This is a genomic window from Bacillus sp. EAC (assembly GCF_002156875.1).
Lineage (GTDB): Bacteria > Bacillota > Bacilli > Bacillales > Bacillaceae_G > Gottfriedia.
Genome location: NZ_NCSY01000006.1, coordinates 169,878 through 187,401, shown reverse-complemented (window position 1 = coordinate 187,401; position 17,524 = coordinate 169,878). Strand labels below are relative to the sequence as shown.

The following is a 17,524-nucleotide window of genomic DNA, read 5'->3' as shown; positions in this document are numbered from 1 at the left end:
GATTAAAATGAGTCAACATCCAATTGGGGACTTAATGCACGCAGCGATGGAAAATTTATCAGCAATGATTAATGTAAATACTATTATTGGAGATCCGATTTCAACTCCAGATGGTAGCTTGATTTTAACAGTTTCAAAGGTAGGCGTAGGTTTCGCAGCAGGAGGGAGTGAGTTCCGTAATTACCATCTTGTTGATGGGGTGAAACAAGCTGAAGTAAGAAGTCCTCATCCATTTGGAGGGGGAACTGGTGGTGGTGCATCGATTACTCCTATCGCTTTTTTGATTGTAAATAAAGATGGAGTGAAACTTTTACACTTAGATCAAAATACACATTTGATTGAAAAGTTGATGGATCTAACCCCTCAAGCGCTTGAAAAAGTAAAAAGTTATATGAAGAAAAAAGAAGATTCTTCTGATGAAGATGATGGATATGATTCAGAATTGGATTAAATATAAAAATTAAGTTAAGTTAATTGCATTCAGTAGTTCCTTCCAGTAAGATAAATGTTGTGAACATTTTGTAATTTTGGGAGGAAATATCATGGCAAATGTAACTTTTAAAAACAATCCTGTAACTTTAATCGGTAACGAAGTAAAAGTAGGAGATAAAGCTCCAAACTTTTCAGTATTAGCAAATGACTTAAGCCCAGTAACTTTAGAAAATTCAGCTGGAAAAGTTCGTTTAATTAGTGCAGTTCCTTCTGTAGATACTGGTATTTGTGATGCTCAAACTCGTCGTTTTAATGAAGAAGCATCTAACTTAGGAAACGTTGATGTTTTAACAATTTCTATGGACTTACCTTTCGCACAAAAAAGATGGTGTGCAGCAAGTGGACTAGAAAATGTACATACTTTCTCAGATCACCGTGATGCTTCTTTCGGTGAAGCATATGGCGTATTAATGCAAGAATTACGTTTATTAGCTCGTGCAGTATTCGTAGTAGATTCAAATGACGTTGTTACTTATGTTGAGTACGTAAGTGAAGGTACAACTCATCCAAACTACGAAGCAGCAATCGAAGCTGTAAAAGCGGCTAAATAATTCTTGAAAAAAACTGTCGAAGACAACTCGGCAGTTTTTTTATTTAGGAAGTAAAAGTTTTCTTACTATTTTTGATAAATAATCATAGAAAAAACCTCTCGAATTGAGAGGTTTTTTTAAGCTTCATTTTTATGTTTCTATTTACCAAGAGATTTTGATTTTTCTGTACATCTTTCCATGGCAGAAAGAATTGCTGAACGGAAGCCTTGCTTTTCTAATTCAGCTATCGCTTCAATTGTTGCACCACCTGGCGTACAAACTTGGTCTTTAAGTTCACCAGGATGTAATTCAGTGTCCAGAACCATTTTAGCAGCACCTAGAACTGCCTGAGCAGCTAATTTATATGATTGGTTACGTGGAATTCCTTGTAGAACTGCTCCATCAGCTAATGCCTCAATCATTAAATAAACATATGCAGGTGAAGAACCACTAACTGCAGGAATTGCATCCATTAGTTTTTCATTAACGATTTCACATTTTCCAAAACTATTGAAAATGGCCATTACTTCTTCAAGCTCAACCATTGTTACGACTTGATTATGACAAAGCGCGCTCATACCTTCGCTAACTAATGAAGGGGTATTTGGCATTGTTCGTACAATTTTAACTTCTCGTCCAAATGATTTTTCCACACCTTCTAGCGTGATTCCTGCCGCAATTGTGATAATAACCGTTGAATTTGAAATTGAATCCTTTATTTCTTCGATTATGAACGGATACAAATCAGGTTTAACTGCTAAAAATAAATAATCTACTTGTTTTGCTAAATCAATATTATTTTGTAATGTTTGAACATCATATAAGTTTTTAACCTTTACAAGGGTCTCAGTAGATCTAGCACTTACAAAAATTTGATTTTTTCCAATTAGCTTCGAATCGATTAATCCACCAATCATTGCTTGGGCCATTTTACCACAACCGATAAAACCTATTTTTTTATTCATTATTTCACATCCATTAATAGTTAATAAATTGAATTATACAGTAGGGCTTACCTTTTACCAAATATTAGTTTGATTAAATACTTCAATAATTCTATATCCATTAAGATGTTTTTTTTTGTAAAATAGAAACTGTAATGAAAATTGTATCTTTTTGGGGGAATTATGAAAGAAACGATAAATGAACCAAAGAAAAAAATGACGATTGAGCTTATTCAACAACTCATTCAAACATACGGGGGTTCATCACTAACACATCTAGGTTTACTAGGTGATAAAAAGGTTTTTATAACAAAAGATCAGAAAGCTGCATTTGTCTATCGCAAACATAGTAATAAGTGTATTGTTTTAGGCGAAGCAATTGGAGAAAATTCTGTTGAAAAATTAATTGAATTTGAAAATTACTGTAAAAATATGAACAGCGTACCATGCTTTTATCAAATAAACGAAAAGGCGAAATCGATGTATGAAGATGCTGGATATCGCTTATTTAAACTAGGTGAAGAAGCTATAGTCGAGCTAAACCGATATGAGATTGCTGGGAAAAAGGGTGCAAAATTAAGAACAAAGAGAAATAAATTTTTACGACAAGGGTATCAATTTGAAGTATCTATGCCTGAACATGATATGAATTTACTTCAAGAGTTAAAAATTGTATCGGATGAATGGTTAGATGGTAGGGAAGAGTTATCATTTTCTGTAGGATCCTTCCATTATGATTATGTATCTAATTTTCCTGTAGCTCGCTTAAGAGATAAAAATGGAAAAATGATTGCATTCGCTACACTTCCTATTCAAAAGGATCTTATAACAATTGATCTAATGAGATACCAAAAAGAATTACCATACGGTGCAATGGATATGCTATTTGTTTCAATTTTATTCTGGGCTAAAGAAAATGGATATAATTGTTGTAGCCTAGGGATGGCTCCATTAGCAAGAGTAGGATTAGAATCTAATTCTTCTTTAATCGAAAAAGCAGCTAAACTTTTATTTAAATACGGTAATTCGATATATAATTTCAAAGGACTATTAACATTTAAAAGCAAATTTGCTAATCAATGGGATGCTAAGTACTTGGCATATAAGCCAAATTCATTAATGCCAGTCATCAAATCATTGTATTTTTTAGTACACGGAAAAAAATCTTTAAACTATATTACACGAATTAAGAAACCAAGCTCAAAAAAAGAAAATGAAAAAATAAGCTAAAGACCTCCTATAAATGAGAGGTCTCATTGTGTAGGCGAAGTGCCGAAAATCTGATGTTCAGACTGATTGAAAACGCTTGTCTTTCGAGGCGCGAAGTCTGATGAGGAGCGGAGTTACCATTAACGGTAATGAGCACCACAAGAAAGCGAGCGTTTGACAATAGTTGGAGACCTCCTTTTGAATGGGAGGTCTTTTGTTTGGAAGTGTATCTAAAATAATTGTTTTTGATGGGAATAACGAGTAGTCTTGTCCCAGCCAATTGTTTTCTTATTTATTTTGGCTTTGATATATAACACAAGGCTCCTTACAAACAAAAAAGTAAATAATTGGGCATACGTAAAATACATAATAAAGGAACAAAAAATATTAAAAGGAGTCAATGTTTTTTCGGAAATTTGAGCGCTGAATAGTTGAGCTGTGTATACGATATACGAAAGATACCAGATAAAGAGTAGCGGTAATGTGTAGTGAACAGAAAATAGACCAAATACCCCTAAGAAAAACCAAGAATATGATATGACTAAAAATATCCAAAATACAACATATACTAATAATTGATGTAATGAGTGAATAATTAATTTCCCGTGCCAGTAACTACGATTCGTAAAAACTTTTTCAAGTATATATAAATTACCTTGTAGCCAACGAGTTCTTTGTTTTATATACACCTTAATTGTTTCAGGCTCTTGTTCCCAAGTGACTGCCTCTGGAACAATCGGAAGAAAATATCCTGCTTGAGTAATACGTAAAGTTAATTCCGCATCCTCAGCGATCGCATATGGATCATAGCCACCTAGTTCATTAATTACATCTCTTTTAACAAGCATGTTTGTCCCAGTTAGAGATCCAGTTTTAAATAATTGCCATCTACCAGATTGCATTAATAATTGGAATACCTGAAATTCGATTGAGATCATTCGTGTTAACAAATTTTTTGATTCATTAATCGTTTTTACATAACCAACTGCTCCTGCAGCATTTTTTGTCACAAGGACTGCTTCGACTAACTGTAATAAAGCTGTAGGTTCAGGCTGATTGTCGGCATCATAAACACAAAAGTAGTCACCTTTTGAAATAGTTAATCCATAATTTAATACACGTGACTTTCCTTTTGGTTCACCAGAAGGTACTTTAATATGTTGGATATGGTTGTATGCTTTCGCATATTGGCCAGCTATCTCTCCTGTTTCATCTTGCGAATTATCATCTAATAAATAAATTGTTAGATTTCCTGGGTACTTAATTTTGGCCATTGCTGCAAGAGTATTTTTTATTACTACCCCCTCATTATGTGCTGGTATTAAAATATCAACACTTGGATAATTAGTTATTGGTTCTTTTAATTTGTAATGATTCTTTGATTTAGAACGAAAATATAATCCAGCTATTGTTAATAGTGAATAATACAGTAATAAAGTGATAAACAAAAATGTAGAAAAAAGCAAAATCAATTTAACTCCAATTAAAGCTGAAATGGTGATTATACTTAAACAAAATAAAATGAAACCAATAATGACAACAAAAAGACGCAAATTAATTTCACCTACCATTTTATATTTGAGTTGTCTCGATAATTAGTAATTCATTCATTTTCGAGTCTATTTTTTTATTCATATTTGTAAGTATTCTGTTTAATACAAGGCTTAATCCATCTTCAGATGTATTTTGTAGCAAGATTTTTACTTTGTCAGACTCAAATTGACCGACTAAATCATATTGATCTCGTACCGAATTTAAAGCTACTTCAGACAAATCGAAGAAAATACTTTGCTGAATACTCTTTTTAAATCTAGATAAATCAATTGAAATTAAATATCCGCTTTCATTTCTTCGTTTCATTCCATTTAATATGATTTCAGAACGCTTCTCGAATTCTCTTTGTGACAATACCTTCGTATTTACTATAAACTCCTCAAGCTCTTTCAATTCATTGGACAATGTCTTATTTTCTTTTGCAATTTTTTTAAAGAAGTAACTTGAAATAAATAAGATAAATAAGGAAATGATTGAAATGAAATGGGCTATTATATGATTTTCTTGTTCAGCAGGTGTCCAACCTTCGGATAAAGCTAGATATAAATAATAAAAAGCAGAAATTAGTGTAACAGTTACATAATAAGTGAATGAAAGTAGAGTTGACGTCAAACTAAAGACTATTGCACTTATAATAAAAACAGCTGTAAAAAAAATAGCTGGAATTGTTAAAGAAAAATTAAAATAAAGCACACAACTAACAACTTGAAGTACCCAAAAAAAAGCTAATTTATAATAATTATTCATAAATACTCCTTCATTTTCTCTTTGTTGTTATTATGGAATTTATTATATTAGAAAAACATTACGAATGTGTGAAAGCCATAAAAAGTTCAAAATGTAAATATATCCAATGCAAAAAAAAACGGTAAGATGATAGTATACGGATAATAAAATACTTCAACAAAATTAGTGTTTACTTTCCTTTGGATTAAATAGAAATAATTCTGCTACTCCAATAAAGTGGACACGTTTAAAAGGCATACGTATAATGAGAAACAATGATGCTCTTTAAGAAAGTGAGGAATAAAATATGAATAATCAAAATTCAGTTGAAACTGTATTTAATTACATAGATGAATCTACAGAATGTTTAAAAGATAATCTTGATATTTCCTATCTAGAAGCTTTAATTGAAACAGGTGAGAATTTTTTCGAGGGAGAAATTCTACAAGAAGAAATAAATGAGTCACAAAAAGAAAGATTAATGAATACAATTCAACAGTTTATAAATACTTCTAAAGAAAATGAAAGTATTCGTCGAGCATTCCAATTAGCCATTTTAAAGGGGATGAAACAAGGAGTTCAAACTAATCATGAAATGACACCAGATGGCATTGCTTTTATCATTTCATATATAGTTGGAAAATTTACTGAAGGTAAAAAAGACTTAACAATATTAGATCCTGCCATTGGAACGGGGAATCTTTTATTAACGATTATGAATGCTTCAAAAGATAAATTTACGGAATCATTCGGAATAGACATAGATGACGTATTAGTAAGAATTGCATTTGTTATCGGTAATTTATTAGGTCATGAAATTGAGTTGTTTAATCAAGATAGCTTAGCACCACTATTTATTGATCCAGTAGACTTAGTTGTTTGTGATTTACCGATCGGATATTATCCAAATGATCAAAGAGCAAATGATTTTAAACTTAAAGCAAAAGAAGGCATGTCATACGCTCATCATTTATTTATTGAGCAAAGCATGAACTACTTAAAATCTGGTGGATTTTTCATATCTCTTGTTCCAAATCACTTATTTACATCGGATCAAACTCAACAATTGCAAAGCTATATAAATGAAACAGGTGTTATTCAAGGATTAATACAGTTGCCAGTATCTGCCTTTAAGGACGAAAAACATCAAAAAAGCATATTAATAATCCGAAAAAATGCAGAAAATATGAAGAAGCCAAAACAGGCTTTATTAGTTGATTTCCCTAAGTTATCAAACATGAAAGCAGTAGAAGACATTATGCTTCAAATGAATGAATGGTTTAAAGAAAATTTATAATAATTGAACTTTTAAACACGTAAACTAAATTGTGTTATAATGATTTGAATTAAAAAAATATAACAGTTTCATGTTTAAAGGAGAGGTAAAATACATGGCAAATATTCTAGCAATTAATGCTGGTTCGTCTTCATTAAAGTTCCAGTTAATTGAAATGCCTAGCGAGAAAGTATTAACGATAGGTTTAGTTGAACGTATCGGTTTGAAAGATAGCATATTTACAATCAGTGTAAATGGTGAAAAAATCAAAGAAGTAACTGATATCGTAGATCACTCTGTAGCAGTGAAAATGCTATTAGAAAAGCTAACAGGTTTAGGTGTAATTTCTTCGTTTGATGAAATCCATGGTGTTGGACATCGTGTCGTACATGGTGGGGAATTATTCGACGATTCAGCTTTAATCACTGAAGAAGTTGAAAAACAAATTGAAAATCTTTCCGACTTAGCTCCACTTCATAATCCTGCTAACTTAGTTGGAATTCGTGCGTTTAGAGAGATATTACCTAACATTCCAGCTGTTGCAGTATTTGATACAGCTTTCCATCAAACAATGCCTGAAGAGTCATTTTTATACAGCTTACCTTATGAGTATTATAAAGAATTTGGGATCCGTAAATATGGTTTCCATGGTACATCACATAAGTTTGTAACTGCTAGAGCGGCAGAATTAATTGGTAAACCAATTGAAGAATTAAGATTGATTTCTTGTCACTTAGGAAACGGAGCTAGTATTGCTGCGGTTAAAGGTGGTAAATCAATTGATACTTCAATGGGATTCACACCACTTGCTGGTGTAACAATGGGTACTCGTTCAGGAAACTTAGATCCAGCGCTTATACCATTTATCATGGAAAAAACAGGCAAAACTGCTGAAGAAGTACTTGATGTATTAAATAAAGAAAGTGGAATGCTTGGAATTTCAGGATTCTCAAGTGATCTACGTGATATTGAGACTGCTGCAGAAGAAGGAAATAAACGTGCAATCATTGCTCAAGATGTATTCGTAAGTCGTATTCATAAATATCTTGGTTCTTATGCTGCTCGTATGAAAGGTGTAGATGCGATTATTTTCACGGCTGGTATTGGTGAAAATGGTCCGGAAATTCGTCAAGCAGTATTAGAAGGTCTAGAATTTATGGGTGTTTATTTCGATCCAAGTAAAAATAATATTCGTGGTAAAGAAGCATTTATAAGCTTTGATCACTCACCAGTAAAAGTAATTATCATTCCAACAAATGAAGAAGTTGTTATCGCAAGAGATGTTGTTCGAGTAGGAATGTAATTAGTTCATATAAAAGAATGATCTAAACGTAGAGCATACAAAAAAAGATGATTTCATATTCTATTATGAGATCACTTTTTACGCTCTACGTTTTTTTACTTTCTGAGGTGATGGCATGGAAAATATAAAAGAATATAACCTTTGGTTAGAAATTAATGATTGGATTGAAAAGAAACAGCATTCAAGCTCGAATAAATTTGAGCAAACTTTTCACAAGACTTCTTCTTTTTTCTTTCGAAAAATTCCTCAAGTCTATACAAATGCATTTAATGATTTTTTTTCAACCGCATTTTTCCATACACAATCTTTATTACAAACGTCAAAACAGTTTCAAGAAAAAAAGTTAGATATCATTAAAAGAGCAAAAATTCTTAGAAAAGACGTGTCAATAATTAATGATTTAAAGCGTTTGCCAATCCGTCAACTTGATTTTTTAGCTGATCAAGAAATCTCTAAGGCACTTATTATTTCAAGTGTCCAAGGTGGGATTAGTGGAACAAGTTCAAAATTAGCCTTGGTTTGTGATTTGCCTTCCCTTTTATTTATTAATCTGAAATCGGTGCAGGAAATCGCCATGTGCTATGGCTATGACGTAAGTATTCCAATGGAAATGGAATGTAGTTTAAAAGTGTTACAAGCTGCCTTACTGCCAAACAAAGAGAAATATGAAGCATGGAACACGTTAATGAGTGATATTTTAAAGCATGATGATGATGATGTTTTTGCAAAATGGGAACATGAATTTAAAAGTGAAGTATATTATCAAACGATATTACTGCAAATGAGTAAACTATTTTTAATTTATTCCTTGAAAAATAGGTTGCTGGGAGGAATTCCACTTTTAGGAGTAACTGTAGGTGCAAAGTGGAACGAAAATGTTACAAAGAACATACTGGAATTTGCAAAATATTTTTATCAATTTCGGTTACTTTCCAAGCGAATAAAACAAGAACCAACAGTTTAACTGTTGGTTCTTGTTTTTTATCCATGCATTTTCGATTCTTGAGACATTTGTTGATTACTTCTAAACCAAATCCATAAATCATTAATAACCGAAGCTAAATCTGCAATTTGTGAATTTAATTTACAGCTCTTTGCAAAATCATGTTCATGATTCAACTGCTCTTGTTTTTCATTTATTAAATACTCAAGCCTTTTAATTTGATCTGGAATCTCTCCTCTAATACATTCCCATTCCGTAAGAATAAATTGTTGCTCAGCAAGAGAGTAATCTTCCCAGTGTAAATTCAGCTTGGGTAGATAAATACCTAATCGTTCATTATATGAAAAAAAATCTTGTAACATCCGTACTCCCCCTCTACACTTTATTATACAAAAAAAAAAATAAGAGTAACAATTCAAAATTAAGATTTAAATAAAATTCAATAAAAACAAGCGGGTAAACGCGTTCAGGAGTGGTATCTTCCTTCTAAAGGAAAGCAAGTATCCTGGAGTATAAATCAATTATGATACTTCTCAAACATCAACAAAGTTTACGAAAACAGCCAAATAAAAAAAGGATATATCTTTTTCATGAATAATAATTATATATATTTAACATAAAAGAGAAACTGAGTTATCATTTATTTACTAATAATTGAAATTGAAATCTTATTAGTAATCATACGATTAGTTTTATTTTACTTATTTCATTTAATTTTGTATAAGATAAATACATAAATATGAGTACATAATTAATCTAATGAAGAATTAAAACATAAATTTAAGTTGGCAATTTAGTGTGTTTGATCTGATTTTTGAATAACTGTATTCAGGATATTAGATTTGAAAGGAAGAATATTATGAAACATGCTGTCATTACGGCAGGGACGAAAGGATTAGGTAAAAAGGTTACTGAGTCATTTTTAAAAGAAGGCTATTCAGTAACGGTAACTTATTTTTCGGATGAAGAAGCAGTTGTAAATATGAAAAAAGATTGGGTAGAGTATTCAGATCGAATTCTTTTTATTAAAGGGGATATCACGAATAAGGAATTTCTAAAAGAGATTGTATCTAAAACCATGTTAAAATTCGGTAGAGTGGATTGTCTTATTAATAATGCTGGACCATATTTATTTAATCGTAAAAAAATGGCTGACTACTCTGATGAGGAGTGGGAATACTTGTTATATGGTAATTTGCATAGTGTATTTTATTTGTTGAAGCAAATTATCCCCATAATGAGAGAACAGAAATTTGGTCGAATTATTAATTATGGTTTTCAGGGTGCAAATAATGCATCAGGCTGGATCTATCGTTCGGCATTTAGTGCAGCTAAAGTTGGTTTAGTCTCTTTGACAAAGACGGTAGCTTATGAAGAAGCAGAAAATGGGATTACTTCGAATATGGTATGTCCTGGTGACATTTTTGGAGATATGAAAGAAGCCTCACGCGAAGATGCGTTGAAGTTTGGGAAAGGAAATGCACCAGTAGGAAGATTCGGAACGGGTGAAGATATTGCAAGAATGGTACTATTCTTGTGTAAAGAAGAATCAGACTTTATTACAGGAGATGTAATCGAACTAACAGGTGGATTGGATGTAATCCATAAATATAGGCACCATCCATTATGATAAGACATGGGACAATTCTAATAGATAAGCATAAATTATAGTAAAAAAGATTCTGAATAAACTTTTAATAAATAAAATTGTTTGAAATTAAGCGTTTTCATTTGGGACATTATAGCTATTTGTGATAAAATAAAGGTGTATTAACATTTTTGCTAGAACTCATCCTAAGAGGCACGAATTAAATATATTTCAGGGGGAAATAAAATGCGTATTGGGGTACCAAAAGAAATAAAAAATAATGAAAATCGAGTAGCAATGACTCCAGCTGGTGTAATGAACTTAGTTGGACATGGTCATTCAGTATACATTGAAGCAGGAGCTGGAATTGGTTCAGGCTTTACTGATGAAGAATATGTAAAAGCTGGCGCAACAATTGTTGAAACTGCTGAAGAAGCTTGGAATAATGAAATGGTTATGAAAGTTAAAGAACCAATTCCAAGTGAATATGGATATTTCCGTGAAGGGTTAATTTTATTCACATACTTACATTTAGCTCCAGAGCCTGAATTAACTAAGGCTTTAATTGATAATAAAGTTGTCGGAATTGCTTATGAGACTGTACAAGTTGGAAATACATTACCACTATTAACTCCTATGAGTGAAGTAGCTGGTCGTATGTCAGCTCAAATCGGTGCTCAATTCCTTGAGAAAAACAAAGGCGGAAAAGGTATTCTTTTAGGTGGAGTACCTGGTGTTGGTCGTGGTCATGTAACTATTATTGGTGGTGGGGTTGCAGGAACAAATGCTGCTAAAGTAGCTGTTGGTCTTGGGGCTCACGTTACAATGATTGACTTAAATCCTGATCGTTTACGTCAATTAGATGACATTTTTGGTCATCAAATTACAACATTAATGTCAAACCCTTACAATATTGCTGAAGCTGTTAAAAAATCAGATCTTGTAATTGGTGCTGTATTAATTCCAGGAGCAAAAGCTCCAAAACTTGTTACAAAAGAAATGATCGAAGCAATGGAACCAGGTTCTGTTGTAGTAGACATTGCAATTGACCAAGGTGGAATTTTTGAAACAACTGATCGTATTACAACTCATGATTTCCCAACATATGAGAAACATGGTGTTGTTCATTATGCTGTAGCAAATATGCCAGGAGCAGTACCTCGTACGTCAACAATGGCATTAACAAATGTTACTGTACCTTATGCAGTGCAAATTGCTAACAAAGGCTATCAAAAAGCTTGCTTAGAAAATTCTGCATTGTTCAAGGGAATTAACACGCTTGATGGTTATGTAACATATGAAGCTGTTGCTGAAGCACATGGCTTAGAATATAAAGAAGCAACAACATTATTACAAGGTACTTCTGTATCTGCTAACTAATAAAAATAATCCCTTTTCCATTATTATGGTTCAGGGATTTTTTATTTTGCCCGTTTTTATACAACCAACTGTTGCTGTAGAATTTGATTGGGACGGAAAATGGGAGACTCCTTTGAAAGTAGAAGTTGGGATTGGTTAGATATCACAATGAGATACAATCGAATAGGCTCAAAGTTAAAAATAGGCAGTCTAAAGTAAAAAATTACTTTAGAATGCCTATTAATTTTTTGAAATTAATTTACAAATTCTTCACTTAAAAAACTGTATTGGTACATATCACGATGAGACCCTCTAAAAAACTCATGCTTACGTAAAACGCCATCTAATTTAAAACCAACTTTAGTAAGGAATTTTTGGGAAGCCACATTAAAATCATATACTTCACCGTATAATTTAGTTAGCTTTAATTCATTGAACGCATATTGTAAGAGATGATTAAGAGCGAATGAACCTAGTCCTTTATATTGAAAAGATTTGTCTCCAATGACGATACCAAAAGCAGCATGACTATTTTCTGTATCAAGATTACCTAATTCCACTCTTCCAACGCAATGACCAGCATATTCAATTGTAAATAAATGAAGTGTAGGTTTTAAACCTTCAAAATATTGATTATATCCATTTGTCATTTCTTCAAGTGTTCTAGGTGATTCGATTCCTACAAGTTTTCCTATTTCTTCATCACATTCCCACTTATGCATGATAGGAATATCAGATGGAAGCACTTGACGAATTTTAATCGAGTCTACAAGAACCATCTTATAAGATGATTAAGTCTTTAGGGAATTTTGTAAGTGTGATAGCGCCTGTTTCAGTAATAATAATATCATCTTCAATTCGTACCCCACCCACGTTTGGTACATAAATTCCAGGTTCGATTGTATATGACATTCCTGTTTTAATAATATCTGTATTTGAATCATTTACTGATGGATAATCGTGAATACCAATACCTAAGCCGTGACCAATGCGGTGAACAAAGTATTCTCCGTAGCCAGCATCAGAAATGATTTTACGAGCTGCGCGATCAACATTACCTAAAACTTCACCAGGTTTACTTGCTTCAATAGCAGCAAGTTGACCTTTTAGTACAGTTTCATAAATTTCACGTTGTTGTTCATTTGGTTCACCAAACATTACAGTACGTGTGATATCAGAGCAATAACCATCTACGATAAATCCTAAATCCATCAGAACGAAATCGCCTTTTTTAATTGGATTAGTTCCAGGATTACCATGTGGTAACGCTGAATTTGCACCAGTTAATACTAACGTACTAAAAGATGTTTTTGAAATACCTTTCTTTTTCATTTCGTATTCCATTTCAGCAATTAAATCCATCTCTGTTTTACCTTCAGCAATGCGATCAACGATGATTTGACAAGCCATATCAGCTGCTTCTGCTGCTACTTGCATACGACGAATTTCTTCACTATCTTTAATTAATCGTAATTCATGTAATTTTTCTTCTGCTGCAAGGAATTGTACACCAGGGAAAAGTTGTACTAATTTTTCATAACGTTGAACTAGAAGATGTTCTTTTTCAATCGCCATACGACTAACAGAGATATTACGTTTAGCTAATGATTCTTGAATCATTGTCCATGGGTCCTGGCTATCGTTAAAACCAATCACTTCATATTTCCAACCAGCATGTTTTACATGACCTACTTCCATTTGTGGACATACAAGGATTGGTTCTGAATTAGGAAATACAAGACATCCTAAAAGTCGTTCATGGGGATTACAATGGAAATTTGTTAGATAAAATACATTCTCAGTAGATGTAATGAATCCTAGTTGAATATCTTGTTCTTTTAACCAAGTTGATAGATTTTGTATACGGTGTTCCATATGTAACATCCTTCCTTTAAATCAAATTAACTGCACATACCAAAATTAGTTTTTACAGTTTTTATAATACTATTTTATCACTAGTTAATGAATTTCGTAAAATAAGCATATCTCATTTTTTTGATTCTTTTAGTTCATGATTTTGTAAAAAGCAATTTTCTGTTAAAATGTGGAAGAAACCAATATTAATTAGGGAGTGAATGCATTTGAAAATCACATTTTTTGGACATAGTGTTTTGTTAGTTGAACATGGGCATGATGCAATTATCATTGATCCATTTATTAATGGTAATCCGCATACGAATGTAAAAGTAGAAAATATAAAAGTGAACTATATTTATGTTACTCATGGACATGGCGATCATTTAGGTGATACTGTGGAACTCGCTAAACAAAATGATGCGACAGTAATTGCACCAGTAGAATTAGCTACCTGGATTTCATGGCAAGGTGTAAAAGTGATCCCAATGCATATTGGTGGAGAAAAAGAATTTTCATTCGGTAAATTAAAGTTAGTTGAAGCGATACACGGTTCAAGTATCGTAGACGAGGAGAATAAACAAATCATTAATGTAGGTCCTCCATCTGGGGTGTTATTAAAAATAGCAGGAAAAACACTTTATCATGCGGGTGATACTGCTTTGTATAGGGGTATGAAAACTTTAGGTGAGTATGAAAATATTGATATAGCTTATTTACCAATTGGAAATCATTTTACAATGGGTATTGATGATGCAGTTATCGCTTCTGAATGGATTAATGCGAAACAAGTTGTTCCAATGCACTTTAATACTTTCCCTCCTATTCAAGTAGATCCTAATGAATTTATTAATAAACTACCAAATAAAAATGGAATTATTCACGAACCAAATACAACGATTTCACTATTGTAATATAGATATAGAACAAAAATAATAGTACAGATTAAGAAGCACGTTGAAACGTGCTTTTTTTAATGGTATGAATTGTTATATAATAGTTAATAAAAATATTAATACAACCATTGAAAGCTTGGTGAGGTAATTGACTACAAAGCATGATCAAATACTAGAACATATAGAACAACTGCCAGTTGGTCACAAAATTTCTGTAAGACAAATAGCGAAAGACTTAAGTGTAAGTGAAGGAACTGCTTATAGAGCTATTAAAGATGCAGAAAATAAAGGCTATGTAAGTACGATTGAGCGAGTTGGGACAATTCGAATTGAAACAAAGCGTAAAGAAAACATCGAAAAATTAACTTTTGCAGAAGTTGTAAATATTGTTGATGGACAAGTTTTAGGCGGAAAAGAAGGTTTACATAAAACTTTAAATAAATTTGTAATCGGTGCCATGCAGCTTGATGCAATGATGCGTTACATAAGTGCGAATAACTTATTGATCGTAGGAAATAGAGTAAAAGCACATGAACTTGCTTTAAGGGAAGGGTCAGCGGTTCTTGTTACTGGTGGATTTGATACAGATGAAAGTGTAAAGCGATTAGCTGATGAAATGAAAATGCCAATTATATCATCTAGTTATGACACATTTACAGTTGCAACTTTAATTAATCGTGCAATTTATGATCAATTAATCAAAAAAGATATTGTACTTGTAGAAGATATATTAATACCATCTGAAAAAACTGCGACATTATCACCGACAGATGACGTCGAAAAATGGTTCGAATTCAATCGAAACACAGGACATGGTCGTTATCCAGTTGTAGATGATCGTGGTAAATTAATAGGGATTGTAACGTCTAAAGATATCATTCATGAGCAACGATCACAGCGTATTGATAAAATAATGACAAGACATCCGATAAGTATAAATGAAAAAATGTCTGTTGCAGCAGCTGCAAGAATGATGGTTTGGGAAGGTATTGAACTTCTTCCAGTTGTAAACTCATCTAATATTTTATTAGGAATAATTAGCAGACAAGATGTACTAGAAGCACTTCAGCAGATACAAAGACAACCACAAGTCGGTGAAACAATTGATGATATTGTAACTAGTCAATTCCATAATGATAAAGATCAAAAAAGTGATGAACTTGTCATTCGATGTAATGTAACTCCTCAAATGACAAACTTTATTGGAACTTTGTCACATGGGGTATTTACGACGATAGTTACAGAAGCAGGAAAACGTGCTGTTCGTGAAATGAAAAAAGGTGACCTAATCGTTGAAAATATTACGATTTATTTTGTTCAACCAGTACAAATCGATGATGTAATTGAAATTAAACCTAGGGTATTGGAGCTAGGGCGTAAATTTGGAAAAGTTGATGTTGAAGTGTATCAACAAGGTACTTTAGTTGGTAAAGCATTAATGATGATGCAATTATTAGATCGTTAATCAAAAAAGGAAGGGAGAAATCTCCCTTCCTTTCTTTACGTAAATCTGACGTATTAAACTGTTTGCTTATTTTCAATTGCTTTATAATGTTTGTTTTGCATGTAGCCTCGATATAAATTAGCTAGTCCGAATATGATGAATACAACACCAACACAAATTGTCACTAATTCAAGTTTTGCAATAATTTGGTTAACACCATAAAGTAATAAAAATAAACCAAAAGTTAACCTAGCACGAGAGCCAGCAATTTTTTTAGTTAAAAGTTCGCTTGTAAAGAAAAATTTGGTAACATAAAATAAGAAGAATAGAAAAGAAATTAATACGATTGTTGCGATGCTATTCAATTAGCTTCCACCTTTCAATTACTTATACATATTTCTATTTTAACTTGATAGAAACTATATTTCAAAAGTTTTAATAATAAAGGAGAGTTAAATGATGAAAGAACAGATATTAAAGGATATTGATCAATTCGATACGATTATTATTCATCGTCACGTGCGCCCTGATCCGGACGCGATTGGGTCACAATGTGGTTTAGCAGAAATGATTAAAACTAGCTACCCAGAAAAAAAGGTTTATGTAGTGGGTGAGTTGCCACAGTCATTAAGTTATTTATATCAAATGGATAAAATTGAAGACAATGTATACAATGATGCACTTGTAATTGTTTGTGATACTGCAAATACAGAAAGAGTTGATGATGGACGCTTTAATACTGGTAAAAAGTTAATTAAAATTGATCATCATCCTAATGTAGATCCATATGGCGATATTATGCATGTTGATACAACAGCAAGTTCTACTAGTGAATTAATATTTGAACTAGCTGAAAGTAGTAATGAACAACTTGTTCTAACAGATAAAGCGGCTCGTTTAATCTATTCAGGTATTATTGGAGATACAGGCAGATTTTTATTCCAAAGTACAACTGAAAGAACATTCCATGCAGCAAGCCAGTTAATAAAAAAAGATTTTTCAATTACAGAGATATATGACAATATGTATGAAACATCTATTGAAATGGCTCATTTAAACGGATATGTCCTTCAAAACTTCAATTTAACAGAAGAAGGTGTTGGGCACATAAAGATGACAAAAGAATTAATGGATAAATATAATGTTAATTCAGAACAGGCATCTTTAGCTGTAAGCTCACTTGGTCATATAAAAGGTGTGAAGGCTTGGGTTATTTTCTTAGAAGAGGATGACTTAATTCGAGTAAGACTTCGTTCAAAAGGTCCGGTTATAAATGGAGTTGCTGCAAAATTTAATGGTGGAGGGCATCCACTAGCATCCGGAGCGAAAATCTTTTCATGGGAAGACGCAGAAAAAGTAGTAGAAGAATTACAAAAAGTGTGTAAAGAAGTATAAATAAAGTATAA

The 17,524-nt window shown here is 32.4% G+C and carries 18 protein-coding genes; 11 read left to right on the top strand and 7 right to left on the bottom strand.

The window, feature by feature from the left end; translation table 11 throughout:
* The first annotated feature begins 7 nt into the window (after positions 1-7).
* Together ytfJ and tpx are read left to right on the top strand one after the other, a co-directional pair.
* The gene (gene ytfJ, locus B7R65_RS12015; protein WP_088043028.1) at positions 8-451 is read left to right on the top strand and encodes a GerW family sporulation protein; all 444 of its coding nucleotides are present in this window, start codon (positions 8-10) and stop codon (positions 449-451) included.
* Positions 452-542: 91 nt separating this feature from the next.
* Positions 543-1,043: a thiol peroxidase gene (gene tpx / locus B7R65_RS12010; protein WP_088043027.1), complete on the top strand. Its 501-nt coding sequence runs from the start codon at positions 543-545 to the stop codon at positions 1,041-1,043.
* A gap of 137 nt (positions 1,044-1,180) precedes the next feature.
* Here tpx and proC read toward each other — a convergent pair whose 3' ends face one another.
* The gene (gene proC, locus B7R65_RS12005; protein WP_088043026.1) at positions 1,181-1,987 is read right to left on the bottom strand and encodes a pyrroline-5-carboxylate reductase; all 807 of its coding nucleotides are present in this window, start codon (positions 1,985-1,987) and stop codon (positions 1,181-1,183) included.
* A gap of 162 nt (positions 1,988-2,149) precedes the next feature.
* On the opposite strand from proC, the gene B7R65_RS12000 reads away from it, so the two are divergent.
* Entirely contained in the window at positions 2,150-3,196 is a 1,047-nt protein-coding gene (locus B7R65_RS12000) for a phosphatidylglycerol lysyltransferase domain-containing protein (protein ID WP_088043025.1), read from the top strand.
* Positions 3,197-3,405: 209 nt separating this feature from the next.
* On the opposite strand, the gene B7R65_RS11995 is transcribed toward B7R65_RS12000, so the two are convergent.
* Entirely contained in the window at positions 3,406-4,728 is a 1,323-nt protein-coding gene (locus tag B7R65_RS11995) for a glycosyltransferase family 2 protein (protein WP_088043024.1), read from the bottom strand.
* 19 nt (positions 4,729-4,747) lie between these two features.
* Entirely contained in the window at positions 4,748-5,476 is a 729-nt protein-coding gene (locus tag B7R65_RS11990; protein ID WP_088043023.1) for a nucleotidyl cyclase domain-containing protein, read from the bottom strand.
* A 286-nt stretch (positions 5,477-5,762) separates the two neighbouring features.
* Between B7R65_RS11990 and B7R65_RS11985 the strand changes: the two genes are divergently transcribed.
* The 3 genes from B7R65_RS11985 to B7R65_RS11975 all read left to right on the top strand — a co-directional run bounded on the left by B7R65_RS11985 (position 5,763) and on the right by B7R65_RS11975 (position 8,998).
* Complete coding sequence (locus B7R65_RS11985; RefSeq protein WP_088043022.1) at positions 5,763-6,752, top strand: class I SAM-dependent methyltransferase; 990 nt, start codon at positions 5,763-5,765, stop codon at positions 6,750-6,752.
* Between the two features lie 94 nt (positions 6,753-6,846).
* Positions 6,847-8,034, top strand: a complete 1,188-nt coding sequence (locus B7R65_RS11980) for an acetate kinase (protein WP_088043021.1) — start codon at positions 6,847-6,849, stop codon at positions 8,032-8,034.
* A gap of 115 nt (positions 8,035-8,149) precedes the next feature.
* On the top strand, positions 8,150-8,998 hold the full coding sequence (locus tag B7R65_RS11975; protein ID WP_088043020.1) for an EcsC family protein: 849 nt from the start codon (positions 8,150-8,152) through the stop codon (positions 8,996-8,998).
* 17 nt (positions 8,999-9,015) lie between these two features.
* Here B7R65_RS11975 and B7R65_RS11970 read toward each other — a convergent pair whose 3' ends face one another.
* A complete protein-coding gene (locus tag B7R65_RS11970) occupies positions 9,016-9,339 on the bottom strand; it encodes a hypothetical protein (protein WP_088043019.1) in 324 nt (107 codons plus the stop codon).
* 497 nt (positions 9,340-9,836) lie between these two features.
* Between B7R65_RS11970 and B7R65_RS11965 the strand changes: the two genes are divergently transcribed.
* The gene (locus tag B7R65_RS11965; protein WP_088043018.1) at positions 9,837-10,607 is read left to right on the top strand and encodes an SDR family oxidoreductase; all 771 of its coding nucleotides are present in this window, start codon (positions 9,837-9,839) and stop codon (positions 10,605-10,607) included.
* A 204-nt stretch (positions 10,608-10,811) separates the two neighbouring features.
* Positions 10,812-11,945: an alanine dehydrogenase gene (gene ald, locus B7R65_RS11960; RefSeq protein ID WP_088043017.1), complete on the top strand. Its 1,134-nt coding sequence runs from the start codon at positions 10,812-10,814 to the stop codon at positions 11,943-11,945.
* 233 nt (positions 11,946-12,178) lie between these two features.
* Here ald and B7R65_RS11955 read toward each other — a convergent pair whose 3' ends face one another.
* Both B7R65_RS11955 and B7R65_RS11950 read right to left on the bottom strand, forming a co-directional pair.
* Positions 12,179-12,703, bottom strand: coding sequence for a GNAT family N-acetyltransferase (locus B7R65_RS11955; RefSeq protein WP_088043016.1), 525 nt, complete (start codon positions 12,701-12,703; stop codon positions 12,179-12,181).
* 1 nt (position 12,704) lies between these two features.
* Positions 12,705-13,799, bottom strand: coding sequence for a M24 family metallopeptidase (locus B7R65_RS11950; protein WP_088043015.1), 1,095 nt, complete (start codon positions 13,797-13,799; stop codon positions 12,705-12,707).
* Positions 13,800-14,005: 206 nt separating this feature from the next.
* Between B7R65_RS11950 and B7R65_RS11945 the strand changes: the two genes are divergently transcribed.
* Together B7R65_RS11945 and B7R65_RS11940 are read left to right on the top strand one after the other, a co-directional pair.
* Entirely contained in the window at positions 14,006-14,692 is a 687-nt protein-coding gene (locus tag B7R65_RS11945) for a metal-dependent hydrolase (protein WP_088043014.1), read from the top strand.
* A gap of 130 nt (positions 14,693-14,822) precedes the next feature.
* Positions 14,823-16,139 carry a DRTGG domain-containing protein gene (locus B7R65_RS11940; protein WP_088043013.1) on the top strand — a complete coding sequence of 439 codons (1,317 nt, stop codon included), beginning with the start codon at positions 14,823-14,825 and terminating at the stop codon, positions 16,137-16,139.
* 53 nt (positions 16,140-16,192) lie between these two features.
* On the opposite strand, the gene B7R65_RS11935 is transcribed toward B7R65_RS11940, so the two are convergent.
* Positions 16,193-16,483, bottom strand: coding sequence for a YtpI family protein (locus B7R65_RS11935; protein WP_088043012.1), 291 nt, complete (start codon positions 16,481-16,483; stop codon positions 16,193-16,195).
* Positions 16,484-16,577: 94 nt separating this feature from the next.
* On the opposite strand from B7R65_RS11935, the gene B7R65_RS11930 reads away from it, so the two are divergent.
* Positions 16,578-17,513, top strand: coding sequence for a DHH family phosphoesterase (locus tag B7R65_RS11930; RefSeq protein WP_088043011.1), 936 nt, complete (start codon positions 16,578-16,580; stop codon positions 17,511-17,513).
* The last annotated feature ends 11 nt before the right edge of the window (positions 17,514-17,524 follow it).